Origin of the sequence: Bacillus sp. FSL K6-2839 (genome assembly GCF_038003365.1) — a bacterium.
Lineage (GTDB): Bacteria > Bacillota > Bacilli > Bacillales > Bacillaceae > Bacillus.
In genome coordinates this window covers 641,308-665,730 of sequence record NZ_JBBOOZ010000002.1, presented here as the reverse complement: position 1 = coordinate 665,730, position 24,423 = coordinate 641,308, and the positions used below count along the sequence as shown (strand labels likewise).

The 24,423-nt window shown below is 42.9% G+C and carries 19 protein-coding genes, 3 tRNA genes, 3 rRNA genes, 1 other RNA gene, 1 pseudogene and 1 other annotated feature; of the genes and pseudogenes, 5 read left to right on the top strand and 22 right to left on the bottom strand.

The features are described from left to right. Positions 1–74: 74 nt before the first annotated feature. The 15 genes from MHH26_RS17460 to tadA all read right to left on the bottom strand — a co-directional run bounded on the left by MHH26_RS17460 (position 75) and on the right by tadA (position 11,947). Complete coding sequence (locus MHH26_RS17460) at positions 75–1,133, bottom strand: toxic anion resistance protein (RefSeq protein WP_095286194.1); 1,059 nt, start codon at positions 1,131–1,133, stop codon at positions 75–77. Between the two features lie 19 nt (positions 1,134–1,152). Continuing rightward, positions 1,153–1,767, bottom strand: coding sequence for a 5-bromo-4-chloroindolyl phosphate hydrolysis family protein (locus MHH26_RS17455; protein ID WP_334750985.1), 615 nt, complete (start codon positions 1,765–1,767; stop codon positions 1,153–1,155). Positions 1,768–1,896: 129 nt separating this feature from the next. Then, positions 1,897–2,088, bottom strand: coding sequence for a sigma factor G inhibitor Gin (locus MHH26_RS17450; RefSeq protein WP_017359334.1), 192 nt, complete (start codon positions 2,086–2,088; stop codon positions 1,897–1,899). Positions 2,089–2,258: 170 nt separating this feature from the next. Beyond that, positions 2,259–2,374: ribosomal RNA gene (gene rrf, locus MHH26_RS17445) — 5S ribosomal RNA — on the bottom strand. A gap of 61 nt (positions 2,375–2,435) precedes the next feature. Then, positions 2,436–5,366, bottom strand: a 23S ribosomal RNA gene (locus tag MHH26_RS17440). Positions 5,367–5,464: 98 nt separating this feature from the next. Then, positions 5,465–5,540: transfer RNA gene (locus MHH26_RS17435), tRNA-Ala, on the bottom strand. Positions 5,541–5,554: 14 nt separating this feature from the next. Beyond that, a tRNA-Ile gene (locus MHH26_RS17430) sits at positions 5,555–5,631 on the bottom strand. A gap of 95 nt (positions 5,632–5,726) precedes the next feature. Next, positions 5,727–7,275: ribosomal RNA gene (locus MHH26_RS17425) — 16S ribosomal RNA — on the bottom strand. Together the 16S, 23S and 5S rRNA genes with 2 tRNA genes alongside form the textbook arrangement of a ribosomal RNA operon. A gap of 276 nt (positions 7,276–7,551) precedes the next feature. Continuing rightward, the gene (locus MHH26_RS17420; RefSeq protein WP_340974223.1) at positions 7,552–7,815 is read right to left on the bottom strand and encodes a pro-sigmaK processing inhibitor BofA family protein; all 264 of its coding nucleotides are present in this window, start codon (positions 7,813–7,815) and stop codon (positions 7,552–7,554) included. 66 nt (positions 7,816–7,881) lie between these two features. Beyond that, complete coding sequence (locus MHH26_RS17415) at positions 7,882–8,106, bottom strand: YaaL family protein (protein WP_003218088.1); 225 nt, start codon at positions 8,104–8,106, stop codon at positions 7,882–7,884. 18 nt (positions 8,107–8,124) lie between these two features. Further along, positions 8,125–8,721 (bottom strand): recombination protein RecR, encoded by a 597-nt coding sequence (gene recR, locus MHH26_RS17410; protein ID WP_003218094.1) that lies wholly within the window; start codon positions 8,719–8,721, stop codon positions 8,125–8,127. Positions 8,722–8,736: 15 nt separating this feature from the next. Continuing rightward, positions 8,737–9,060 carry a YbaB/EbfC family nucleoid-associated protein gene (locus MHH26_RS17405; RefSeq protein WP_008342011.1) on the bottom strand — a complete coding sequence of 108 codons (324 nt, stop codon included), beginning with the start codon at positions 9,058–9,060 and terminating at the stop codon, positions 8,737–8,739. Between the two features lie 26 nt (positions 9,061–9,086). Continuing rightward, complete coding sequence (gene dnaX / locus MHH26_RS17400; protein ID WP_334750989.1) at positions 9,087–10,799, bottom strand: DNA polymerase III subunit gamma/tau; 1,713 nt, start codon at positions 10,797–10,799, stop codon at positions 9,087–9,089. A gap of 330 nt (positions 10,800–11,129) precedes the next feature. After that, an RNA gene (gene ffs / locus MHH26_RS17395) (signal recognition particle sRNA large type) lies at positions 11,130–11,394 on the bottom strand. A gap of 76 nt (positions 11,395–11,470) precedes the next feature. Further along, positions 11,471–11,947 carry a tRNA adenosine(34) deaminase TadA gene (tadA, locus tag MHH26_RS17390; RefSeq protein ID WP_003218102.1) on the bottom strand — a complete coding sequence of 159 codons (477 nt, stop codon included), beginning with the start codon at positions 11,945–11,947 and terminating at the stop codon, positions 11,471–11,473. A gap of 79 nt (positions 11,948–12,026) precedes the next feature. On the opposite strand from tadA, the gene MHH26_RS17385 reads away from it, so the two are divergent. From MHH26_RS17385 to MHH26_RS17370, 4 genes are all read left to right on the top strand, one after another. Then, positions 12,027–12,581 carry an isochorismatase family cysteine hydrolase gene (locus MHH26_RS17385; RefSeq protein ID WP_106043953.1) on the top strand — a complete coding sequence of 185 codons (555 nt, stop codon included), beginning with the start codon at positions 12,027–12,029 and terminating at the stop codon, positions 12,579–12,581. A 99-nt stretch (positions 12,582–12,680) separates the two neighbouring features. Continuing rightward, the gene (locus tag MHH26_RS17380) at positions 12,681–13,928 is read left to right on the top strand and encodes a glycosyl hydrolase family 18 protein (protein ID WP_417168612.1); all 1,248 of its coding nucleotides are present in this window, start codon (positions 12,681–12,683) and stop codon (positions 13,926–13,928) included. Between the two features lie 79 nt (positions 13,929–14,007). Then, positions 14,008–14,631, top strand: a complete 624-nt coding sequence (locus MHH26_RS17375; protein ID WP_034666096.1) for a deoxynucleoside kinase — start codon at positions 14,008–14,010, stop codon at positions 14,629–14,631. Further along, entirely contained in the window at positions 14,628–15,287 is a 660-nt protein-coding gene (locus tag MHH26_RS17370) for a deoxynucleoside kinase (RefSeq protein ID WP_106031974.1), read from the top strand. Before MHH26_RS17375 ends, MHH26_RS17370 begins: the two co-directional genes overlap by 4 nt. An 89-nt stretch (positions 15,288–15,376) precedes the next feature. Here MHH26_RS17370 and MHH26_RS17365 read toward each other — a convergent pair. From MHH26_RS17365 to pdxS, 5 genes and pseudogenes are all read right to left on the bottom strand, one after another. Continuing rightward, positions 15,377–15,469 (bottom strand) — tRNA-Ser (locus tag MHH26_RS17365). Positions 15,470–15,598: 129 nt separating this feature from the next. Then, positions 15,599–15,931: pseudogene (locus tag MHH26_RS19280) on the bottom strand (methyl-accepting chemotaxis protein); the annotation flags it as partial. Positions 15,932–16,530: 599 nt separating this feature from the next. After that, a complete protein-coding gene (gene serS / locus MHH26_RS17355; RefSeq protein WP_060595637.1) occupies positions 16,531–17,805 on the bottom strand; it encodes a serine--tRNA ligase in 1,275 nt (424 codons plus the stop codon). Between the two features lie 49 nt (positions 17,806–17,854). Then, positions 17,855–18,071, bottom strand: a binding site (T-box leader). 53 nt (positions 18,072–18,124) lie between these two features. Next, a complete protein-coding gene (pdxT, locus tag MHH26_RS17350; RefSeq protein ID WP_340974429.1) occupies positions 18,125–18,715 on the bottom strand; it encodes a pyridoxal 5'-phosphate synthase glutaminase subunit PdxT in 591 nt (196 codons plus the stop codon). Between the two features lie 20 nt (positions 18,716–18,735). Continuing rightward, on the bottom strand, positions 18,736–19,620 hold the full coding sequence (gene pdxS / locus MHH26_RS17345) for a pyridoxal 5'-phosphate synthase lyase subunit PdxS (protein WP_034666107.1): 885 nt from the start codon (positions 19,618–19,620) through the stop codon (positions 18,736–18,738). A 245-nt stretch (positions 19,621–19,865) separates the two neighbouring features. Between pdxS and pdxR the strand changes: the two genes are divergently transcribed. Then, positions 19,866–21,344, top strand: a complete 1,479-nt coding sequence (gene pdxR, locus MHH26_RS17340; RefSeq protein ID WP_334750986.1) for a MocR-like pyridoxine biosynthesis transcription factor PdxR — start codon at positions 19,866–19,868, stop codon at positions 21,342–21,344. A gap of 41 nt (positions 21,345–21,385) precedes the next feature. On the opposite strand, the gene MHH26_RS17335 is transcribed toward pdxR, so the two are convergent. Further along, complete coding sequence (locus MHH26_RS17335) at positions 21,386–22,711, bottom strand: D-alanyl-D-alanine carboxypeptidase family protein (protein ID WP_106031971.1); 1,326 nt, start codon at positions 22,709–22,711, stop codon at positions 21,386–21,388. Positions 22,712–22,871: 160 nt separating this feature from the next. Next, entirely contained in the window at positions 22,872–24,338 is a 1,467-nt protein-coding gene (gene guaB / locus MHH26_RS17330) for an IMP dehydrogenase (RefSeq protein ID WP_066031457.1), read from the bottom strand. Between the last annotated feature and the right edge of the window lie 85 nt (positions 24,339–24,423).

Sequence of the window (24,423 nt, the reverse complement as noted above, 5' to 3'; positions counted from 1 at the left end):
AATCGACCCTTTTCACTTTAACGATATCTTAAGTCTATTATAACGTTCAAACAAGTGAACCGAAAGATGGTTTCTCATTCCTTTATTGGATTCGCCAACTGCTGCTCTGCCTCATACATACTGCTTTTCAATTGAGCTCGCTCTTGGCTTCCATGCTCTTTCACCTGTAACGTTTCCTGTAATGTTTCAGCTAATTGACGTTGGACCTTTTTCAACGTATCTATAGGAGCAAAAGATGCCTCTTCAAGAAGCTGTTCCTGTTGCTTCGATACCTTTTCATATGTTTTTTGGATTCGGTTCTCAAGAGCTGAATTGGCCCGTTGCTGAATATGCGTTAACGCAATCGACATTTGGTTGATCCATAGAGGAATAGACGCAGAAACAGTTGATTGAATATGATTGGCCAATGTATGATTCGTATGCTGGATCATCCGAATTTGTGCATTACATTGCAATGCAATTTGCCGGCTTAACAGCAAATCATACTTTCGTTCCTTTAGTCTCTCCACATACTCTTCTTCATTGACTTCTTGACTCATCAATTGCTCCTCTATTGTCCGGTCAACAGAAAGTTGCGTTTCTGAAATAGGCCGTTGCTCTAACGTTGTCATTTTCGCTTCAACTGCTGCGACCTGCAGCGTCATCTCTTGAAAATAAGTTTGATTTTCTTCAAATAAACGCTCTAATAACATATGATCCGAGATTAATACGCCTCTTGCATAACGAAGCCTTGCTGACAATCTCTCGATCTGTGATTTTGCATGTTGAAAACGCGATATGATCTCCTGAGTAGATCGTTTATCCCGTTGAAACCATTTTAAAAAAAAGCCTTGTTTCTTTGGCAGTAAATCCTCAGGCTCCACTACATGCAGCTGCTGCAAAAAGGTCTCAAGCACGTCTCCTATTTGATCAATATCTTTTTTCTCAACATATTTCATCATCTGTTGTGATTGTTCCAATAGTCGTTCCTGCACACGTGTACCATAGAAAAGCAGTTTTTGCGGATTGTCAGGGATCTGCTTAGCACGCTGCACGGCTTCTTTTTTCTCCTCATCAGATAAGGTATCAAACACCCGAAACTGAAGATCTGTAGTGGAGGCAGGTGATGGTGTGGCGTGATCTTCCGGTTTCATCGAGTTTGACTCCTTTCATCTATTTCTTCATCATTTTATCTGCTACTTCAAGCTCAATATGAAGAGCTTCTATGTCTCTTCCTAAAACTTGCTGCAAATCATTGGTCAATTGCTTTTGCAGCTCTGTCAATGTCACTCGGGTTTGGCTCAATGTCATTTCCAGCTCATGACTACGATTAGGCTGATTATACAATAGTGCATATTTCTCAGTTAGTTCAACGACAGAATCCAAGCTTTCGAAATAAAAACGCTGTGCATCATAAAATCGATTTGGCTCTTTTTTTGTTATTGTATAGATTCGTCGTGCAAGCCGAAGAACTTCATAATTATGTTTGATCGTTTGTACGTTTTTCACAGCAAATAAAGCTTTTTTTAAACGCACAAGTTTTTGCCCTGCTTCTTTTAAATGCTGTTTGATATATACATAATCACTACGAGACAGTCCGTGTTTCTTTAAAAACAATTGGAAAGCAGCCCATCTGCCCCCTGCAAACATCACACCCCACCCAATCATCGCATACAGTATCGATAATCCAGCATGATGATGGAAAACCCCAATACTGACGGTTAAAATCACAAGCGAAAAAAAAGTAGAGAGGATGGCCCATATAAATGTATAAAAGATTAATTTCATGTTTATCGACTCCTATGAATAATCAGGCTCTCTGTTTATCTTATTATGAATTACGGGTGATGTCCAAACTAAGTTCCCAAAAAACAAGCCCAATCCTTCATAGCTCATAAAAAAAGACCATCTAATGGTCTATGAATACAAAGGCGGCGTATGAAGATTTTTAAGCTTTCTCACATAATCGGCATAGCTAGGATCCGAGGTCGATGTAGAAATTAACTTTCGCTCACAGTCTCGGCACAAAAACTGATGATATAAATAAATTCCCTTTGTCTTTTTCTCTTCACAAATCAAACAAATCGCTTCTCGCTCTTTTTTGCTCATTGTGACACCTCCACTTATAGCTTCAGTATGCCCTAGCGCTTTCAATTGTATACAAAATTAAGAATGTTTTAGATGGTAGTTTAGTATATGTATCCATGTCAGATCGGGTGTTTGTTCCTTTTCTTAAAAAACAAAAAAGACCAGTTCGTATGGAACTGATCCTTAGAAAAGCTTGGCGGCGTCCTACTCTCACAGGGGGAGACCCCCAACTACCATCGGCGCTGAAGAGCTTAACTTCCGTGTTCGGTATGGGAACGGGTGTGACCTCTTCGCTATCGCCACCAAACCTGATGGAGAGAATGTTCTCTCAAAACTAGATAACAATGTTCAAGCTTCACATTAGAATATAGGTTAAGTCCTCGATCTATTAGTATCTGTCAGCTCCACGTGTCACCACGCTTCCACCTCAGACCTATCAACCTGATCATCTTTCAGGGATCTTACTTCCTTGCGGAATGGGAAATCTCATCTTGAGGGGGGCTTCATGCTTAGATGCTTTCAGCACTTATCCCGTCCGCACATAGCTACCCAGCGATGCCCTTGGCAGAACAACTGGTACACCAGCGGTGCGTCCATCCCGGTCCTCTCGTACTAAGGACAGCTCCTCTCAAATTTCCTGCGCCCGCGACGGATAGGGACCGAACTGTCTCACGACGTTCTGAACCCAGCTCGCGTACCGCTTTAATGGGCGAACAGCCCAACCCTTGGGACCGACTACAGCCCCAGGATGCGATGAGCCGACATCGAGGTGCCAAACCTCCCCGTCGATGTGGACTCTTGGGGGAGATAAGCCTGTTATCCCCGGGGTAGCTTTTATCCGTTGAGCGATGGCCCTTCCATGCGGAACCACCGGATCACTAAGCCCGACTTTCGTCCCTGCTCGACTTGTAGGTCTCGCAGTCAAGCTCCCTTGTGCCTTTACACTCTGCGAATGATTTCCAACCATTCTGAGGGAACCTTTGGGCGCCTCCGTTACATTTTAGGAGGCGACCGCCCCAGTCAAACTGCCCACCTGACACTGTCTCCCTGCCCGATAAGGGCAGCGGGTTAGAAGGTCAATACAGCCAGGGTAGTATCCCACCGATGCCTCCACCGAAGCTAGCGCTCCGGTTTCCAAGGCTCCTACCTATCCTGTACAAGCTGTACCAACATTCAATATCAGGCTGCAGTAAAGCTCCACGGGGTCTTTCCGTCCTGTCGCGGGTAACCTGCATCTTCACAGGTACTATAATTTCACCGAGTCTCTCGTTGAGACAGTGCCCAGATCGTTGCGCCTTTCGTGCGGGTCGGAACTTACCCGACAAGGAATTTCGCTACCTTAGGACCGTTATAGTTACGGCCGCCGTTTACTGGGGCTTCAATTCGCACCTTCGCTTACGCTAAGCGCTCCTCTTAACCTTCCAGCACCGGGCAGGCGTCAGCCCCTATACTTCGCCTTACGGCTTCGCAGAGACCTGTGTTTTTGCTAAACAGTCGCCTGGGCCTATTCACTGCGGCTTCTCGGGGCTTTAACACCCTAAGAAGCACCCCTTCTCCCGAAGTTACGGGGTCATTTTGCCGAGTTCCTTAACGAGAGTTCTCTCGATCACCTTAGGATTCTCTCCTCGCCTACCTGTGTCGGTTTGCGGTACGGGCACCTCTCACCTCGCTAGAGGCTTTTCTTGGCAGTGTGGAATCAGGAACTTCGCTACTAAATTTCGCTCGCCATCACAGCTCAGCCTTTACGGGAAACGGATTTGCCTATTTCCCAGCCTAACTGCTTGGACGCGGATATCCAATACCGCGCTTACCCTATCCTCCTGCGTCCCCCCATTGCTCAAATGGTGAGGAGGTGGTACAGGAATATCAACCTGTTGTCCATCGCCTACGCCTTTCGGCCTCGGCTTAGGTCCCGACTAACCCTGAGCGGACGAGCCTTCCTCAGGAAACCTTAGGCATTCGGTGGACGGGATTCTCACCCGTCTTTCGCTACTCATACCGGCATTCTCACTTCTAAGCGCTCCACCAGTCCTTCCGGTCTGACTTCACAGCACTTAGAACGCTCTCCTACCACTGTTCGTAAGAACAGTCCGCAGCTTCGGTGATACGTTTAGCCCCGGTACATTTTCGGCGCAGAGTCACTCGACCAGTGAGCTATTACGCACTCTTTAAATGGTGGCTGCTTCTAAGCCAACATCCTGGTTGTCTAAGCAACTCCACATCCTTTTCCACTTAACGTATACTTTGGGACCTTAGCTGGCGGTCTGGGCTGTTTCCCTTTCGACTACGGATCTTATCACTCGCAGTCTGACTCCCAAGGATAAGTCATCGGCATTCGGAGTTTGACTGAATTCGGTAACCCGGTAGGGGCCCCTAGTCCAATCAGTGCTCTACCTCCGAGACTCTTACCTTGAGGCTAGCCCTAAAGCTATTTCGGAGAGAACCAGCTATCTCCAGGTTCGATTGGCATTTCACCCCTACCCACACCTCATCCCCGCACTTTTCAACGTGCGTGGGTTCGGGCCTCCATTCAGTGTTACCTGAACTTCACCCTGGACATGGGTAGATCACCTGGTTTCGGGTCTACGACCACGTACTCATGCGCCCTATTCAGACTCGCTTTCGCTGCGGCTCCGCATCTTCTGCTTAACCTTGCACGGGATCGTAACTCGCCGGTTCATTCTACAAAAGGCACGCCATCACCCATTAACGGGCTCTGACTACTTGTAGGCACACGGTTTCAGGATCTATTTCACTCCCCTTCCGGGGTGCTTTTCACCTTTCCCTCACGGTACTGGTTCACTATCGGTCACTAGGGAGTATTTAGCCTTGGGAGATGGTCCTCCCGGATTCCGACGGAATTTCACGTGTTCCGCCGTACTCAGGATCCACTCTGGAGAGAACAACATTTCAGTTACAGGGCTGTTACCTTCTTTGGCGGGCCTTTCCAGACCTCTTCGCTTATATCGTTCCTTTGTAACTCCGTATAGAGTGTCCTACAACCCCAAGAGGCAAGCCTCTTGGTTTGGGCTGTTCCCGTTTCGCTCGCCGCTACTCAGGGAATCGCATTTGCTTTCTCTTCCTCCGGGTACTTAGATGTTTCAGTTCCCCGGGTATGCCTTCTCATACTCTATGTATTCAAGTATGGATACTACTCCATTACGAGCAGTGGGTTTCCCCATTCGGAAATCTCCGGATCAAAGCTTGCTTACAGCTCCCCGAAGCATATCGGTGTTCGTCCCGTCCTTCATCGGCTCCTAGTGCCAAGGCATCCACCGTGCGCCCTTTCTAACTTAACCATTTCTTACTTTAGAAAGAATCACTATGTGTGATGAACTTTGCATTGCATTCAATGTGAATGTATTACTTATTGTTATCTAGTTTTCAAAGAACACGTTGGTGGAGCCTAGCGGGATCGAACCGCTGACCTCCTGCGTGCAAGGCAGGCGCTCTCCCAGCTGAGCTAAGGCCCCGATTTAATAGAAGATGGTGGGCCTGAGTGGACTCGAACCACCGACCTCACGCTTATCAGGCGTGCGCTCTAACCAGCTGAGCTACAGGCCCATCTTTCATATCGAAGATATGATGTTGTAGGATCTTTTGCAAGTTCCTTCAAAACTAAACAAGACGAAAACGCACGCTGCTCCATATATCCTTAGAAAGGAGGTGATCCAGCCGCACCTTCCGATACGGCTACCTTGTTACGACTTCACCCCAATCATCTGCCCCACCTTCGGCGGCTGGCTCCATAAAGGTTACCTCACCGACTTCGGGTGTTGCAAACTCTCGTGGTGTGACGGGCGGTGTGTACAAGGCCCGGGAACGTATTCACCGCGGCATGCTGATCCGCGATTACTAGCGATTCCAGCTTCACGCAGTCGAGTTGCAGACTGCGATCCGAACTGAGAACAGATTTATGGGATTGGCTAAACCTTGCGGTCTCGCAGCCCTTTGTTCTGTCCATTGTAGCACGTGTGTAGCCCAGGTCATAAGGGGCATGATGATTTGACGTCATCCCCACCTTCCTCCGGTTTGTCACCGGCAGTCACCTTAGAGTGCCCAACTAAATGCTGGCAACTAAGATCAAGGGTTGCGCTCGTTGCGGGACTTAACCCAACATCTCACGACACGAGCTGACGACAACCATGCACCACCTGTCACTCTGTCCCCGAAGGGAAAGCCCTATCTCTAGGGTTGTCAGAGGATGTCAAGACCTGGTAAGGTTCTTCGCGTTGCTTCGAATTAAACCACATGCTCCACCGCTTGTGCGGGCCCCCGTCAATTCCTTTGAGTTTCAGTCTTGCGACCGTACTCCCCAGGCGGAGTGCTTAATGCGTTAGCTGCAGCACTAAGGGGCGGAAACCCCCTAACACTTAGCACTCATCGTTTACGGCGTGGACTACCAGGGTATCTAATCCTGTTCGCTCCCCACGCTTTCGCTCCTCAGCGTCAGTTACAGACCAGAGAGTCGCCTTCGCCACTGGTGTTCCTCCACATCTCTACGCATTTCACCGCTACACGTGGAATTCCACTCTCCTCTTCTGCACTCAAGTTTCCCAGTTTCCAATGACCCTCCCCGGTTGAGCCGGGGGCTTTCACATCAGACTTAAGAAACCGCCTGCGAGCCCTTTACGCCCAATAATTCCGGACAACGCTTGCCACCTACGTATTACCGCGGCTGCTGGCACGTAGTTAGCCGTGGCTTTCTGGTTAGGTACCGTCAAGGTGCGAGCAGTTACTCTCGCACTTGTTCTTCCCTAACAACAGAGCTTTACGATCCGAAAACCTTCATCACTCACGCGGCGTTGCTCCGTCAGACTTTCGTCCATTGCGGAAGATTCCCTACTGCTGCCTCCCGTAGGAGTCTGGGCCGTGTCTCAGTCCCAGTGTGGCCGATCACCCTCTCAGGTCGGCTACGCATCGTCGCCTTGGTGAGCCATTACCCCACCAACTAGCTAATGCGCCGCGGGTCCATCTGTAAGTGACAGCCGAAACCGTCTTTCATCCTTGAACCATGCGGTTCAAGGAACTATCCGGTATTAGCTCCGGTTTCCCGGAGTTATCCCAGTCTTACAGGCAGGTTACCCACGTGTTACTCACCCGTCCGCCGCTAACATCCGGGAGCAAGCTCCCTTCTGTCCGCTCGACTTGCATGTATTAGGCACGCCGCCAGCGTTCGTCCTGAGCCAGGATCAAACTCTCCGAAAAAGTACAAAACCGAAGTTTTGTTTTTCGTCAGTGTTTGACTGACTACCTATGATGTATCATAGGATTTTTTTATAAAAACTCGAATTAACAGGTACGTTTTGTCTTGTTTAGTTTTCAAAGAACTTGTTTACCGCTTCAGAAGCGACTAGAACATCATACCATATTTAAATTGTTAATGTCAACAACTTTTTTGTTATAATGTTTTTTCGTTTCTTCGTCATCAGCGACGTATATTAATTTACCACCATACAGGATCAAAGTCAACAATATTTCTCATTAAATAATAATTTTTTCAATTACGACTAAAGCTGCTACGCCTGGGATGCCCAATAAACCACTGATTCCACTCGTTACAGGGTTAATAGAGACATGTAATCCTAGACTCTCTCCAAATAGATTGAGGCAAAATAAAAAAAGAGCACCTGCCACAAACTTTACTCCGATCAGCCCTAACCATTTGAAGGGGTTCGCTTGAACACCTGACATAAACAACAATAGTACAGCTAGCAAAATTGACCCGATCACAATAACAGGTTCCATAATCCTCTCATCTCCTCTTCATATGAATAGTACAAGCATATGAGAGGACTATGTAAAATAGACCTGCTATCTCCAGTTGTTTAAACGTAAATTCCTCTTTTTCGCTTCTCTTAGATAGAAAAAGTACTTCGCTTGAGCAAGCTTTAATTCGAATAGAATGTCCGGTGAAGGCTCAACGCTATTTGCGACAAGCTTTTTTTGTCTGTTCCATTCTTCCTTTTGCTTAAAAAGCTGTTGAATTAATTTCTCATCGAATTCTTTTCGAATTGATTTTCTGCGAAGAAAACCCATGTACCGTACTTCTCCTTCCTACATCTCACGTCTGCCTTCTAGAGCTTTAGACAGTGTGACTTCATCCGCATACTCTAAGTCTCCACCTACTGGAAGTCCGTGAGCAATGCGAGAGAGTTTAATTCCTGATGGTTTCAACAGTCTAGAGATATACATGGCTGTAGCCTCTCCTTCAATGTTTGGATTGGTTGCAAGGATCACCTCTGTCACTTGATCGTCTTGCAATCTTTTTAACAGGTCAGGAATTTTAATATCCTCTGGGCCAATTCCGTCCATCGGTGAAATGGCACCATGAAGCACATGGTATAAGCCGTTGTATTCTTTCATCTTTTCCATTGCGATCACATCTTTTGGGTCTTGCACTACACAGATAACAGATTGATCTCTTCTTGTATCTTCACAAATATAGCAAGGATCTTGGTCTGTGATATGGCCGCATACCGAACAATAAGTTAAATTACGCTTTGCATTAACAAGCGCCTTCGCGAAATCTAGTACGACATCTTCCTGCATACTAAGAACAAAAAAAGCCAGACGAACCGCAGTTTTCGGTCCGATTCCTGGCAATTTCATAAAGCTGTCAATCAGCTTTGATATTGGTTCAGGATATTGCATCTTCAGTTATTCCTCCTAGAATAAACCTGGCATGTTCATTCCTTTTGTGAATTGACCCATTGTTTCATTCGTTAACTCATCGACTTTTTTCAATGCGTCGTTTGTTGCTGCAAGTACAAGATCTTGAAGCATATCGATATCTTCTGGATCAACAACTTCTTCATTAATTGCTACATCAACAACTTCTTTTTGTCCATTTACTTTTACAGTGACCATACCGCCACCAGCTGTACCTTCAAGGACTTTTTCTGCAAGCTCTTCTTGAGCCTTAGCCATATCCTTTTGCATTTTTTGCATTTGTTTCATCATTTTTTGCATATTTCCCATTCCACCGCGCATATGAACACCACTCTCTTTCATTTTTATTAATCTTTAATTTCAATTAAATCGTTTCCTACTAACTTCTTTGCTTCTGCAATCAATGGATCCTCTTCAGCAGAAGTCCCCTGACCATCTGCCTGTTCATCCGGCTGATGATCTCTTAAAAATTCTTCTCTTATTTTACCCCATTGAGCGTCAGGAACGCCAACTAATTCCACTCTTTTTCCTAACATAGACTCTAATAGCTGCTCAAGGTTGGTTCGAACACCGCTTTTATCTTCGGCAACCATTTTACAGTGTATTTCAAACTTGAATTTTAAAACAAAGGCATGAGAAGCAGCAGCAACTGGTTCACTATCCGTTAATAGTGCAGCGTGAGACACCTTATTCTGCTGTTTCAAGTGGGCAAGGAGTTCTCCCCATTTACCTTTAATTTTTTCTAGCTCTGGACGTTTTGCTTCTTTTAGAATCTCGTGAATTCGGCCGACAGGTGCACGGTATCCATTTTTGTTACTCGTTTGTGGTCGGGGTGTTTCCTTTTTTTCTTGAGGATGATGAGAATGAGACATTGGCACACCCTCAGCTCTTATCCTCGATAGCTCCTGTTCCAACCTGTCTATTTTATCCGTTAGCGCCGTTAAATCAGCGTTAGCATGAGCTTGTGTTATTCCAGCCGTTGATTGACATAGCTTGACAACAGCTACCTCAAAGAAAATCCTTGGATGATTCGTCCATTTCATTTCTTGGTGGCTTTTATTCAGCACTTCAATTGTTTCATATAGAAATTGAGGTGTCACACGATCCGAAAGCGTCACGAAATTTTCATCGACCTTTACCTTTTCAAGGACCCCCTCCAGATCTGGTGCCGTTTTATAAAGCAGCATATCTCTAAAGTAAAAGATCATGTCCTCTATTAATTTAGCAGCATCTTTTCCCTGCTGAAGTAATTCATTTAAGGTATCTAACGCTACAGCAATATTTTGATCAAAAATTGCTTCGGCTAGCTGACTAATGAAATGCTGAGAAACAGCTCCTGTAATGAGCAGCGCATCATCAATTGTCAGCTGCTCACCACTAAATGAGATCGCTTGATCTAAGAGGCTTAGTGCATCACGCATACCGCCATCTGCTGCACTAGCGATAATCTCGAGCGAGCCCTCTTGTACATTTAGGCTTTCTGCATCTACAATTTTCTTCATTCTTCCAACAATATCTTTTGTCGTGATTCGTTTAAAATCAAATCTCTGACAACGGGATATGATGGTAAGAGGAATCTTATGAGGCTCTGTGGTAGCCAAAATAAAGATACAATGAGCAGGCGGCTCCTCTAACGTTTTAAGGAGGGCATTAAATGCCCCGATAGAGAGCATATGTACTTCATCTATAATATAAACCTTATATGTAACCGCCGAAGGAGCAAATTTCACTTTATCACGTATATCACGGATTTCATCTACCCCGTTGTTTGAGGCAGCATCTATTTCAATCACGTCTGAAATCGAGCCGTTTGTAATCCCTTTACAGGCATCACATTCATTACAAGGTTCACTCACAGGTGACTTTTCACAGTTCACTGCCTTCGCAAAGATTTTGGCAGCACTTGTTTTACCTGTTCCTCTAGGACCTGAAAATAAGTAAGCATGAGAAAACTTCTTCTGCAAAAGGGCATTTTGCAACGTTTTTGTGATGTGTTCTTGTCCAACAACATCCTCAAAAACTTGAGGTCTGAACACTCGATATAAAGCTTGATAACTCACAAATACGCCCTCCTCCATTTATCATCATTTTCATTATACATGATGCACCGATCAATTCAAAAGCACACCTTTATTTTCTAATAAGCGAAAATGATGATTTCAACTATAGATTTTCTACTTTCTATGAATTAAAAACGTGTTTTCTAGATTTTCGAATTGTTTTGCAACACCATGGAGAACTTTTGTTCCTATTGTGATTAATGAAAAAACAAAAAGACTCTAAAAAGGTTTTTTGCCTATTTGTATAAACAAAGCAGCTGAGCTATTCTTTAAACAGCAACAAAAAACTCACCTAGATTAACTAGATGAGTTACATTTAATATTGATTTACCGTGCACCTTCTGTCGATTCGCTACCCCAAGCGTTACTTAAACAGTTAGCTCGGCCCAGGCAACCCTGCGGCACATGAGAGGTTTCACTTAATGCTGCTTCCTTCCGGACCTGACATGGTTCATGAATTCCCATTGCGCAGGACCCAGACGTCAACACCACTTATTTAAGGCAGACCTTGAAGTAAACGAACCTTGAGAAGGGATTCGGCCTCGCTAGAGCGGATTGCGAGTACAGGGCACCGCTACCTCCCCGCTTAGCACGGCAAAATGAATATTAAATTGTTAGTGACGCAGACATAAGTATACCTTCTTATAGCTGAAATTGCAAACGACATCCATTCATTTACTTTTGGCTTGTTTCTTTCGCTGACGGAGATTTCGGAAGAACTGACTTAACAGCTCACCGCACTCATTTTCAAGTACACCACCAATGACTTCAGACTGATGATTGAACCGTTCATCATCCAGTAAATTCATTAAAGTACCTGCACATCCACCTTTTGGATCGTATGCACCGAAAACGACCTTTTTCACTCTAGAAAGGACAATCGCTCCCGCACACATAGGACACGGTTCAAGCGTCACATAAAGTACAGCATCTTCTAAACGCCAGCTTCCAGTCGTTTTACACGCTTCATCAATAGCAAGTAATTCTGCATGTGCAATTGAACGCTGCTCTGTTTCCCTTAAATTATGAGCGCGGCTCACAATTTGGTCATCAACAACGATGATGGCACCGATTGGTACTTCTCCTATTTGTTCTGCTTTTAAGGCTTCAGAAATAGCTTCTTGCATAAACTGTTCATCTCTCGTCATAGCACGGCTCTCTTTTCATGTTTTTTAAAAGGATATTGAGGTTAACATATTAGCACAATCTTTTAAAGGGGGTCTTACTTTGTCAAAGCATCAAAAGGCACTGCTTATTATCGACATGATTAATAATTTTGATTTTGAAATGGGACATGTGCTCGCTAATAAAACAGAGCAAATGACCAATAAGATTTTAGCTCTTAAAGATCATGCTTTCAAGGAAAATTGGCCGATCATCTATATCAATGACCACTATGGTCTCTGGAAGGCTGATATTCAAGCTGTGATGGAAACATGCAAAAACGAAAGAAGCGCCCCTATTTTAGAGAAAATGGCACCATCTAAAGATGATTACTTCTTAATTAAACCGAAGCATTCAGCCTTCTACGGAACTGCACTAGAAACACTCTTAAATGAATTAGGTGTACAAGACATCATTTTGACTGGAATTGCAGGAAACATTTGCGTTCTGTTCACTGCAAATGACGCATACATGCGAGAATACAACTTAATTGTACCTAAAGATTGTATCGCATCAAATGACGACAGAGATAACGAATATGCTTTAACGATGATGGAGAACGTTCTACTAGCAAAAATCACCACTGCTAAAGAGATCACGAATGAAAATCAAACATGATTTATCCATAACCCTCATAAATTGTTAGCAATAACAAAGGGGGCGTTGACTATTCAAATTTATGTTGTCAAAAGAGGAGATACTTTAAACGAAATTGCCATGCGCTTTAAAACAACAGTCAATGAAATCATCCGTACCAACGATATTGAAACACCAAATCAACTCGTCATTGGACAAACAATTGTCATTCCAATTAGAGGACAATTTTATGAGGTCAAACAAAATGACACACTTTATCAAATTGGAAGACGATTTCGAATTTCAGTGGAGGAGTTGGCACGTGTGAATAGAATTCGGCCTGAAGCGATACTACCTATTCGCTTCTTGCTCTATATTCCTCAAAGACCGAAAAGGAACATTAATTCGAATGCTTACATTGAACCAAGGGGAAATCAAGTCAGTGAAAACTTAAAACAAGCAGCTAGAGAGGCCTCTCCATATTTAACCCATTTAGGCGCCTTTAGTTTCCAAGCGCAAAGAGACGGAACACTGAAAGAACCACCGTTAGATCAGCTACCTCAAATAGCCGCTCAGAGCAGAACCGTTTTATCCATGGTAGTGACAAACCTAGAGAATGAAAAATTCAGTGATGAACTTGGGCGAATTCTTTTGAATAACCAATCTGTCAAAGCCACATTTTTAAATGAAATCGTTCGTGTTGCTAAAAAGTATCAATTAAAAGAAATCCATTTTGATTTTGAATATTTACGTCCCGCTGATAAAGATGCTTACATTCAATTTTTAAGAGAGGCAACAACCCGCTTCCATCAAGAAGGATGGACAATATCTGTTGCACTTGCCCCTAAAACAAGCAGTCAGCAAAAGGGAAAATGGTATGAAGCTCATGACTATGAAGCCATCGGGAAGATCGTCGATCATGTTGTGTTAATGACCTATGAATGGGGATACAGCGGCGGCCCTGCACAAGCTGTCTCTCCCATTGGACCTGTCCGCCAAGTCATTGAATATGCACTGACCGTCATGCCGGCCAATAAAATTGTTATGGGGCAGAATTTATATGGCTATGATTGGACGCTTCCTTACGTCCAGGGCGGCCCCATTGCTAAAGCCGTCAGTCCTCAACAAGCGATTGCAATTGCCAGAGAGAATAATGCCTCCATTCTATACGACGAAACAGCACAAGCACCTTATTTTCGTTACACAGATGCCACTAATAAAGAGCATGAGGTATGGTTCGAAGACGCTAGATCGATTCAAGCAAAGTTCAATCTCATCAAAGAGTTAAACTTGAACGGAATTGCTTATTGGAAATTAGGTCTATCCTTCCCACAAAATTGGCTCTTATTATCAGATCAATTTAATATTGAAAAAAGAACGACATCGTAACCCATTCGCTCTATCTCTCGGAAGGGGTATGGTACAATATACATTGGTTTGACAACTTTATAGATAGAGGAGAACGCCTATGTATCCTGCCCCTTTTATTGCAGTGGAAGGCCCAATTGGAGCCGGAAAAACAACTTTGGCTACAATGCTTGCGAAGGAATTTCAATTTCCTTTAGTAAAAGAGATTGTAGAAGAAAATCCATTCTTAGATAAATTTTATGAAGATATGGAACAATGGAGCTTTCAGCTTGAGATGTTCTTTTTATGCAATCGGGTCAAACAGTTAGAATCTATTGAAGAAAACTATGTGAGTCAACAGCAGCCGATTGTCACTGATTATCATGTCTATAAAAATATGATATTTGCAGAAAGAACATTATCAAAAAAGCACATGGACAAATACAGAAAGATCTATCACCTGCTAACAGATGATCTGCCTAAACCAAATGCCATAATCTATATAAAAGCCAGCCTTCCTACCTTACTTGAAAGAATACAGATGAGAGGACGCTCTTTTGAAGAAGACATCGACCCAGCTTATTTAAAAACACTCATTGAAGATTATGAGCTGGCCATTGAACATTTAAAACAGACTGACCCAGGGCTTCCTATCATTACAATTGAAGGAGATCATACAGACTTCGTTTCCTCACAGCAAGATTACCAGCAAATTGTACAGAACATAAAGGAGCAAGTACTATGAACAATATCGAAATACCAAAGGATGCAGTGATCACAATCGCCGGGACTGTTGGTGTCGGAAAATCCACTATGACTAAAACGATAGCGGACAAGCTAGGCTTTCAAACCTCTCTTGAAAAAGTAGATGACAACCCATACTTAGAGCCCTTTTATTCAGATTTCCAAAGATGGAGCTTCCATTTACAGGTCTATTTCCTAGCCGAGCGTTTTAAGGAACAAAAGCGGATTTTTGAATCTGGTGGAGGATATGTGCAAGATCGTTCAATTTATGAGGACACAGGCATTTTCGCGAAAATGCATGCGGACAAAGGTACGATGTCTGAAGTAGATTATGAAACGTATACGAGTCTATTCGAGGCGATGGTGATGACACCTTACTTCCCTCACCCTGATGTACTCATCTATTTACACGGGGATTTAGATCATATTTTGAATCGTATTGAAGAACGCGGCAGAGAGATGGAAACTCAAACTGATCGAGCCTATTGGGAAGAAATGTACACTCGATATACGGAATGGATCGAACAATTCGATTTATGCCCAGTGATTAAAATTAACATTGAAGATTACGACTTACTTCATGATGAAAGCTCACTTGATCCCATTCTTCATGAAATTGCTTCTGTTATACAAAAAAATCGCTCTAAAACAAAATAAAAAAAACCGCTGCATTTCGCGAATGCAGCGGTTTGACAATTCCAATTTTTATGCTTGCGTTTTAATTCAACTAAGGTAAAAAATCAATATGGCGGAGGAAGAGGGATTCGAACCCCCGCGGGCTTTGACACCCCTGTCGGTTTTCAAGACCGATCCCTTCAGCCGGACTTGGGTATTCCTCCGTATCGACAAGAATTAATATACCATATCATTTTAATTCAAGTCAACATCTTTTCGAAAAAATTTTCAATAAGTTGTTTTGGTATGAGAATCTGCCCATAAAAAAGCAGCCATTAACGGCTGCTCTTGATCTATTTTGTATCCTGTCTAATCTCTTCAATAAACTGATTCATCTCTTCTTTAAACTCATTTAATGATTCAATAATTTTCGTAAAGTCTGTCACTTGTTTGGCTTGTTCATTTGTTGAGCTGCTGATTTGTGAGATGTTTTCAGACAAAGTGCTAATACTGTCTTGGATTTCCTTTAAGAAGGTATTAATGGTTTCAGCCGCTTCCTTTGAGCCATCTGATAATTTACGAACTTCATCAGCTACGACAGCAAACCCTTTTCCATTCTCGCCTGCTCTTGCTGCTTCAATTGCAGCATTTAGACCTAGCAAGTTTGTTTGTCTAGCGATCCCGCCAATGGTTTTGACGACTTCTTCAATATTTGCAGATTTCTCTTCCGCTCTTCCTGCCTGTTCGCTTATTTCTAAACTTGTGGCAGCCAGCTCTTGTGAATGCGCAGCAATTTGCTCGATTCCACCTTGGAGTTCTTTCGCTACATCATTGATATGCTCCATATAACCGCTTAATTTCTTTTCACGATGATGTGAAAATGCCACTAAAAAAGAGCCAATTACTTTTCTATCTTCATCAAAAATCGGGTAACCTTTTACAGCAATTTCATAACCATATAAAGACTCTGGTAAATGACCGTCATATTCTTGTCCTCTTAATGTCGTCGCCACGTTTTGGTCTTCTGGGTTCAATGGGTCCCCAACTTTCACGCCAAAATCTATTGTGTTAGACGGGTAGTAACAAAGCACCTTCTCTGTATCAGTGATGCCGAAAAGAATACTTTCATCTAGAACTTTTCTAATTAATTGAGCCATTTCAACATAATAGTCAAGCCTATTCAAGGTTATTCCTTCTTTCCTAGAAGCTTTTATTTTTTTATCGGCTAAATTTAGGAAAACTGTAGGACTTTTGGTAAAAAGAAATAAGATGCCATAGCGGCATCTTATTTCATCACTTCTTTATTTCCCATATAAGGACGCAGTACTTCAGGAATAATTACTGTGCCGTCCTCTTGTTGATAGTTTTCTAAAATGGCCGCCACGGTTCTTCCTACTGCTAAACCAGATCCATTTAACGTGTGGACATGCTCTGGCTTCGCTTTAGGCTCTGGACGGAATCGAATGTTTGCGCGTCTTGCTTGGAATGCTTCGAAGTTACTGCAAGAAGAAATTTCACGATACGTATCTTGGCTCGGAATCCATACTTCGATGTCGTATTTCTTCGCAGCCGTGAAGCCTAAATCTCCCGTACACATGCTCATGACACGGTATGGCAGGTTTAATAGCTGTAGGACTTTTTCTGCTTGATTTGTTAGTTTCTCTAATTCTTCATAAGAATCTTCAGGTCTAACAAATTTCACAAGCTCTACCTTATTAAATTGGTGCTGACGGATGAGTCCGCGTGTATCTCTTCCGGCAGATCCAGCCTCTGATCTAAAGCAAGCACTGAATGCTGCATAATTGATTGGCAGCTGTTCCCCTTCAAGAATTTCATCACGGTGCATGTTAGTAATAGGTACTTCAGCTGTTGGAATGAGGAAATAATCTTCTTCTCGGATTTTAAAGGCATCCTCTTCGAATTTTGGAAGCTGCCCAGTCCCTGTCATGCTAGCTCTATTGACCATGTAAGGTGGGAGCACTTCAGTAAAACCAAACTCATCGACATGTAGATCGAGCATAAAGTTATATAGTGCGCGCTCTAAGCGTGCGCCAAGCCCTTTATAAAAAACGAATCGGCTTCCTGTGACTTTTCCTGCGCGTTCAAAATCAAGAATGTTTAGCTCATCCGCTACATCCCAATGTGGTTTTGGCTCAAATGAGAAGGCCGGCTGTTCGCCCCATTTTCTCACTTCCACGTTGTCATCTTCTGTTTCCCCAACTGGTACAGTGTCATGAGGGATATTCGGAATAGAGAAGAGGATGTGCTGCAAGCTTTCTTCTACTGTTCTTAGCTCATCATCCAGCTTTTTAATCTCATCTCCTACCTCACGCATTTCTTGAATAATGTGATCGGCGTCTTTCTTTTCTCTTTTTAGAACGGCCACTTGCTGTGATACTTCATTTCTTCGGCTCTTTAATTCTTCTGTTTTCCCGATTAGTTCTCTTCTTTTTTGATCTAGCTCACCAAACTTATCAAAATCTGCTAAATCTTCGCCTCGGTGTGCTAATTTTTCTTTGATTTGATCAAAGTCCGTGCGCAGTTGTTTAATATCCAGCATGTGTAACACTCCTTTTTTTATCGAAAAATAAAAAGAGCCCTCATCCCATGAAAGGGACGAGAGCTCTCGCGTTGCCACCCTGATTGAAAACATGCAGAAGTATGCTTTCCTCTTTCCTCTGTAACGGTATCACCGTAAATGCTTACTTCTCGTGTTTCAGCATTTCGCTCAAGGATGGATTCAGACTGCATCTTTCACCGATTCGCACCAACCATCGGCTCTCTGAGAAAGAGGGGCTTCTTACTATTTCCCGTCAACGCTTTTTCGATCTTTGATTGTGATTTTAATGTACTATAAGTTTTATCTCTTTTCAACCGTTTTATACAGCGAGCTTCGTTTTGTAGGACTTCACCATTTCCACAAACAGCTGTGTTAACCGGTGATCGTCTGTCAGCTCTGGATGAAAAGAACAACCTAAGATATTGTTTTCTTTCGCCATCACAATCCTGCCATCATATTCAGCCATGATTTCTACGCTCACATCTGCGCTGATGATATGAGGCGCACGGATGAACACCCCTGTAAACGGCGCATCCAGCCCTTTTACTTCTAGATCTGCTTCAAAGCTGTCTACCTGTCTGCCAAATGAATTCCGTGCAACAGATACATTTAACAATCCAAGATGGGCATCTTCTCGATCTTCAATATGTTTTGCGAGCATAATCAAACCGGCACATGTCCCGAAAATCGGTTTCCCTTCTGCAGCGAACGCTTTAATCGGTTCAATGAATTGGTACGTATCCATGAGTCTCCTCATCGTCGTGCTTTCTCCACCAGGGATAATAAGACCGTCAACGGATGCTAGCTCTTCTGCTCGTTTAATGATCTTACCTTCTGCATCGCAAACTTCAATCGATTGAATATGCTCTCTCACGGCTCCTTGAAGCCCTAGTACACCAATTGTTAGCATGTTCATTTGCGCTCCCTTAATTACCAGCCACGCTCTTGCATACGCTCTTCTGGCAGTAGATTTGAGATTTCAATTCCTTTCATGGCTGTTCCAAGCTCTTTTGAAAGTTCTGCAATGAGACGGTAATCTGTGAAGTGAGTCGTTGCTTCAACAATCGCTTTTGCAAATTTCGCCGGATTGTCTGATTTAAAAATACCAGATCCAACAAATACACCGTCTGCTCCAAGCTGCATCATTAACGCAGCATCTGCTGGTGTCGCAACGCCTCCAGCTGCAAAGTTAACAACTGGGAGCTTGCCGTCTTTTTTGATTTGAAGCAATAATTCATAAGGTGCTCCTAGGTTCTTGGCTTCTGTCATCAGTTCATCTTCACTCATTGCTGCTACTTTACGAATCTGAGCATTGACCTTTCTCATATGACGGACAGCTTCTACAATGTTGCCTGTCCCAGGTTCCCCTTTCGTACGAAGCATCGAAGCGCCTTCTGCGATACGGCGGGTTGCTTCACCTAAGTCACGGCAACCACAGACAAAAGGTACTGTGTATTCATTTTTATTTAAATGGAATTCCTCATCTGCGGGCGTCAGCACTTCACTCTCATCGATATAATCAACACCAAGTGCTTCAAGAACACGAGCCTCGACAATGTGGCCGATACGTGCTTTTGCCATGACTGGAATCGTTACTGCATTTTGTACTTCCTCTACGATTCTCGGGTCTGCCATACGGGCTACACCGCCGGCTGCACGGATATCAGCTGGTACTCGTTCTAGTGCCATAACTGCCACCGCACCTGCTTCTTCTGCGATCTTTGCCTGCTCAGCATTGACGACATCCATAATGACGCCACCCTTTTGCATTTCTGCCATTCCACGTTTCACTCGTTCAGTTCCCTTATTGCTCACAATAGTTTCCTCCCATTTGTCAATTCGATTGATTTACCTCTTTATCATACAAGCGAGACAGTATAACAATAAAGAGAATAGTATAACAATTCAATCAGCCGACAAAAAAGCCTAAACCCTTGTATATAAACGATTTCTGGCTAAAAATAAGTCGTTTTTTCTTTGAAGTGTGATTTACATGCTATAATGCAACTATAACAATTCAAATTCATGTATAACAATTTTGCACTCAATGGAGGTTTCTCATGCATATTGATATCCATCGACATTCTGATACATCTCTTTCGAATCAGATTTACTTTTCGATCATTGATCATATCCAATCGGGTTTGCTTCAGCAGGGAGATAAGCTGCCAACTGTACGTGATTTAGCAAAGCAGCTGAATGTGAGTCTTGTCACGGCAGCAAAGGCATACACACGGCTGAAGGACGACGGATATTTAACGACTGTGCAAGGTAAAGGGACGTTTGTGGATGAGCTGCAAAAGCAGTCAGATATTCCGGTTCCATCATCTACCTCTTTTGATTGGCAGTTATCCATTCCGGATTATTTACCACGGTCTCAATTTGCTCAGTATCACTATGTCGAAGAAGCGATCAACCTTTCTTCCTCTATGATTGATCCAGGGCTTTTGCCAAACCGGTATTTAGAAAAAGAAATGCAGCATGTACTAGCCAGACATCCTCAAATCATGTCGAAGTATGGGGAAATTCAAGGGGATCTTCAGCTTAGGCAAGTCATTCAGTCTTTTTTAGAAAAGCTGGGTGTGCCTTCTACTCCTGAAAATATTCTTGTAACTAGTGGTTCTCAGCAAGGGCTTGATTTGGTCGCACGTGCGTTTATCGGTCCTGATGATGTAGTTGTCATGGAAGCACCGACTTATCCAGGCGCCATTGATGTCTTTATGGGCAGAGGGGCAAGAATTATTACAGTCCCTGTTGATCATGAAGGCATGAACATGAAGCAGCTTCAAAGCATTTGTGATAAATATAAACCAAAGCTCATCTACACGATTCCTACTTTTCACAGTCCGACAGGGGCCAGTATGTCAATGAAACGCAGAAAACAACTTCTCTTACTGGCTCAAAGTATTGATTGTCTCATTGTAGAGGATGATCCTTATCGTGAGCTTTATTTCGAAAAGAAGCCGCCAGCACCTATCAAAAGTCTTGATCAAGATGGACACGTCATTTATTTGCGAGGATTAAGTAAAACACTGGCTCCAGGATGCAGAATTGGGATTATCACCGCCTCAGGCTCGATATTTAATCGTTTATTAGCTGCAAAGGCCAATAATGATTTAGGCAGCCCTCTTCTCACACAAAAAGCCATTCTGCCATTTCTGACTTCGAAGAAGATGATTGATCATACGAAAAAGCTGAGAACCGCCTTGAAGGTGAGACGTGATTTAATGATAGATGTATTAACGAAGCATGCACCAAAAGATGTGACGTGGCAAATTCCTCAGGGCGGGCTCAATTTATGGCTTAGCTTTCCTTCCTGGGTCGATACACGTGCACTACTGCATGAGGCACGTAAGCAGCAAATTACCTTTCTGCCTGGCTCTGTGTGCTATCCTGGAGAGCCGAAGCAAAACTATATCCGCCTCAGCTTTTCTTATGTGAATGAAAAGGCACTGACCGAGGGCGTGGAAAAGTTATGTGGTATTTTTCAGCAAGCCTTGTCCACTCCTCAAAATCAAAAACAATCGCTTTTCTTTTAACGATAAAAAAACTGCTCTCATGCATAGAGAGCAGTTTTTTATTAGAACCAACCTTTTACTGTGTCAACAATTCCGCCCCAAATGCCAGCGAAGAATCCACCTACACTACGCATTGCAAGGATGAACCAGTTGGCTTTTTCATCGCCTGTTTTCGTTATAAGCTCAACACCTGATTGATCTTTATTCAAATAGCCGTAGTCCTTCTCATCACCAGAATAAGAAGTCGTCAGCATGCCAACCTTCGTTCCTTTTTTAATAGGAGCTTCTAGTTTCTTTTTCTCGATATTTACTTTTGCTTTAAAGCTCTTTTCGTCGCCATTTTTTACTGGCACAGAGAAAGCTTCTTTCGTGACGACGGGTACTTCTTTGTCTTTGCCTTTATCGACTTCGATGTTTTCATGTCCTTTGATCTGTTGACCTTTTTTGTACATTTCTTTCATCGTGAAGTTTTTAAATGCATAGTCGAACAGTTTTTTCGCCACGTCGAAACGTGCTGTATGAAGATTACCTTTTGCATTCAAGATCACAGCGATGACACGCATGTCACCTTGTTTTGCGGTACCTGTGAAGCTAGAACCAGCTGAATCCGTAGAGCCTGTTTTCAGACCGTCTACACCTTCATATTCCTTCACAAGTCCTTTAAGCATGAAGTTCCAGTTAGGCATGTCCATTTCATCGTCTGTGCCTTCTCTGAACTTTGTTTTCGCGATACTTGATGTTTCAAGAATTTCTGGATGGTCTTTGATGAGATGCTGTGCAAGCAATGCCATATCTTTCGCAGATACTTCACTTTCTTCATCAGAACCTGTACCTTTTGGCTGTTTGCCATGTAAATCTTTATTTTCTAGTCCAGTTGCATTCACGAATTTGTAGTTAGTTAAACCAAGTTCTTTCGCTTTTGCGTTCATTTTTTCAACGAACTTCGATTCTGATCCAGCGATCACTTCTGCTAAGCCAATCGCTGCTGCATTTGCCGAATAAATAGCCGTTGCTTGATAAAGTTCTTTCACTGTATACGAGCCATCTTTTCTCAAAGGAACGTTTGATAAACTGCGGTCCTGAGAAATTTCGTATACATAATCATCTGGCGTATACGTTTGATCCCATTTCACTTTGCCTTCAGCAATCGCCTCTAGTAATAGATACTCTGTCATCATCTTTGCCATACTTGCAATAGGCAGTCTTTGTTCTGCGTTTTTACTATAAAGAATTTTACCTGTAGAAGCTTCAATTAGGATTGCTGCTTTCGCATTCACATTGAATGGATCTTCAGCTGCTTTTGCTTTGGACATTGGTGTAAATGCTGTCACAATCAATGCCAGTGCAAGGATAGAGACCATAAGCTGTTTCAACATCTTGCTGTTCAATCGTCATACCTCCGTATTCATCTTTTTTCGACGTATTTCATATATATTTAATCCACAAGGGCTTATTTCAACACAACAGTATAAATTTTATCACAATAAAGACAAAAAAAATAGACAGAGTCATAGACCCTGTCAAATGTAATTTGATTGTCACAATTTATCAAGAAATTGTGTAGTTTGGTGATTCTTTTGTAATTTGTACATCATGTGGATGACTCTCACGAAGTCCTGCACCAGTCATGCGAATGAACTGTGCATCTTCTCTAAGTGCGCGTAAGTCCTGAGTTCCACAATAGCCCATACCAGAACGGATACCGCCAACTAGTTGATACACTGTATCAACGACTGGTCCTTTGTACGGTGTACGGCCTTCAATACCTTCTGGAACGAACTTTTTATTATCTTCTTGGAAGTAACGATCTTTACTTCCTTTTTCCATTGCAGCGACTGACCCCATACCGCGATAAACTTTGAAGCGTCTACCTTGGAAAATTTCTGTGTCTCCTGGGCTTTCAGATGTACCAGCTAGAAGGCTTCCAAGCATAACAGCATGTCCACCAGATGCTAGAGCTTTTACAATATCACCTGAATATTTAATTCCACCATCTGCAATAATAGCTTTACCATGTTTTCTTGCTTCTGTTGCACAGTCATAGATCGCTGTGATTTGTGGTACACCAACACCTGCAACAACACGTGTTGTACAAATAGATCCTGGTCCGATACCGACTTTCACAATATCTGCTCCTGCTTCAAACAATGCTTTTGTTGCTTCGGCTGTTGCAACATTACCAGCAATGATATTAAGAGAAGGATACGTTTCACGGATTTTCGATACAGTGTTAAGAACACCTTGTGAATGACCATGTGCAGTATCAATGACAACGACATCCACATTGGCTTCGACTAATTTTCTCACACGAGTCATTGTATCGCCAGTGACACCAACAGCGGCACCAACAATTAAACGGCCATGTGCATCTTTAGAGGAGTTAGGGAATTCGATCACTTTTTCAATATCTTTGATGGTGATGAGACCTTTTAACGTTCCTTCGTCATCTAAAAGAGGTAATTTTTCAATTTTATATTGCTGTAGGATTTTTTCAGCTTCTTCTAACGTCGTACCTACAGAAGCTGTCACAAGTTCCTCTTTTGTCATCACGTCGCTAATCTTCATTGAATAATCCGAAATAAAACGAAGGTCACGGTTCGTAATAATACCAACAAGCTTTTGATCTTCTTCGTTATTTACAATCGGTACACCTGAAATACGGTATTTACCCATTAGGTGCTCTGCATCAAATACTTGATGCTCAGGTGTTAAGAAGAATGGATTTGTAATAACGCCGCGCTCTGAACGTTTTACTTTATCCACTTGTTCTGCTTGTTGCTCAATAGACATGTTCTTATGAATGATACCAAGACCACCTTGACGTGCCATTGCAATCGCCATTTGTGATTCCGTCACCGTGTCCATTCCTGCACTGATAATTGGAATGTTTAGTTTTAATGTGCTTGTTAACTCAACTGATAAATCGACATCACGCGGAAGTACTTCAGACTTAGCTGGAACAAGCAAAACATCGTCAAACGTCAAACCTTCTTTTGAAAATTTACTTTCCCACATTAGTAAATCCCCCTCTTTTCGGCAAAATATTATATGTAGATTATCAACTAGGAAACAGCATGTCAAGGAAGCAACAAACAGTTGC

What these genes read in the sequence shown, in the direction of transcription:
- MHH26_RS17450 (WP_017359334.1), bottom strand. Translation starts at nt 2,088, where the DNA reads ATGAGCAAAAAAGAGCGAGAAGCGATTTGTTTGATTTGTGAAGAGAAA.
- MHH26_RS17405 (WP_008342011.1), bottom strand. Translation starts at nt 9,060, where the DNA reads ATGCGCGGTGGAATGGGAAATATGCAAAAAATGATGAAACAAATGCAA.
- recR (WP_003218094.1), bottom strand. Translation starts at nt 8,721, where the DNA reads ATGCAATATCCTGAACCAATATCAAAGCTGATTGACAGCTTTATGAAA.
- guaB (WP_066031457.1), bottom strand. Translation starts at nt 24,338, where the DNA reads ATGTGGGAAAGTAAATTTTCAAAAGAAGGTTTGACGTTTGACGATGTT.
- pdxT (WP_340974429.1), bottom strand. Translation starts at nt 18,715, where the DNA reads ATGCTAACAATTGGTGTACTAGGGCTTCAAGGAGCCGTGAGAGAGCAT.
- MHH26_RS17380 (WP_417168612.1), top strand. Translation starts at nt 12,681, where the DNA reads ATGCGCTTTAAAACAACAGTCAATGAAATCATCCGTACCAACGATATT.
- MHH26_RS17420 (WP_340974223.1), bottom strand. Translation starts at nt 7,815, where the DNA reads ATGGAACCTGTTATTGTGATCGGGTCAATTTTGCTAGCTGTACTATTG.
- MHH26_RS17370 (WP_106031974.1), top strand. Translation starts at nt 14,628, where the DNA reads ATGAACAATATCGAAATACCAAAGGATGCAGTGATCACAATCGCCGGG.
- MHH26_RS17415 (WP_003218088.1), bottom strand. Translation starts at nt 8,106, where the DNA reads ATGGGTTTTCTTCGCAGAAAATCAATTCGAAAAGAATTCGATGAGAAA.
- pdxR (WP_334750986.1), top strand. Translation starts at nt 19,866, where the DNA reads ATGCATATTGATATCCATCGACATTCTGATACATCTCTTTCGAATCAG.
- tadA (WP_003218102.1), bottom strand. Translation starts at nt 11,947, where the DNA reads ATGACGAGAGATGAACAGTTTATGCAAGAAGCTATTTCTGAAGCCTTA.
- MHH26_RS17455 (WP_334750985.1), bottom strand. Translation starts at nt 1,767, where the DNA reads ATGAAATTAATCTTTTATACATTTATATGGGCCATCCTCTCTACTTTT.
- MHH26_RS17375 (WP_034666096.1), top strand. Translation starts at nt 14,008, where the DNA reads ATGTATCCTGCCCCTTTTATTGCAGTGGAAGGCCCAATTGGAGCCGGA.
- serS (WP_060595637.1), bottom strand. Translation starts at nt 17,805, where the DNA reads ATGCTGGATATTAAACAACTGCGCACGGACTTTGATCAAATCAAAGAA.
- MHH26_RS17460 (WP_095286194.1), bottom strand. Translation starts at nt 1,133, where the DNA reads ATGAAACCGGAAGATCACGCCACACCATCACCTGCCTCCACTACAGAT.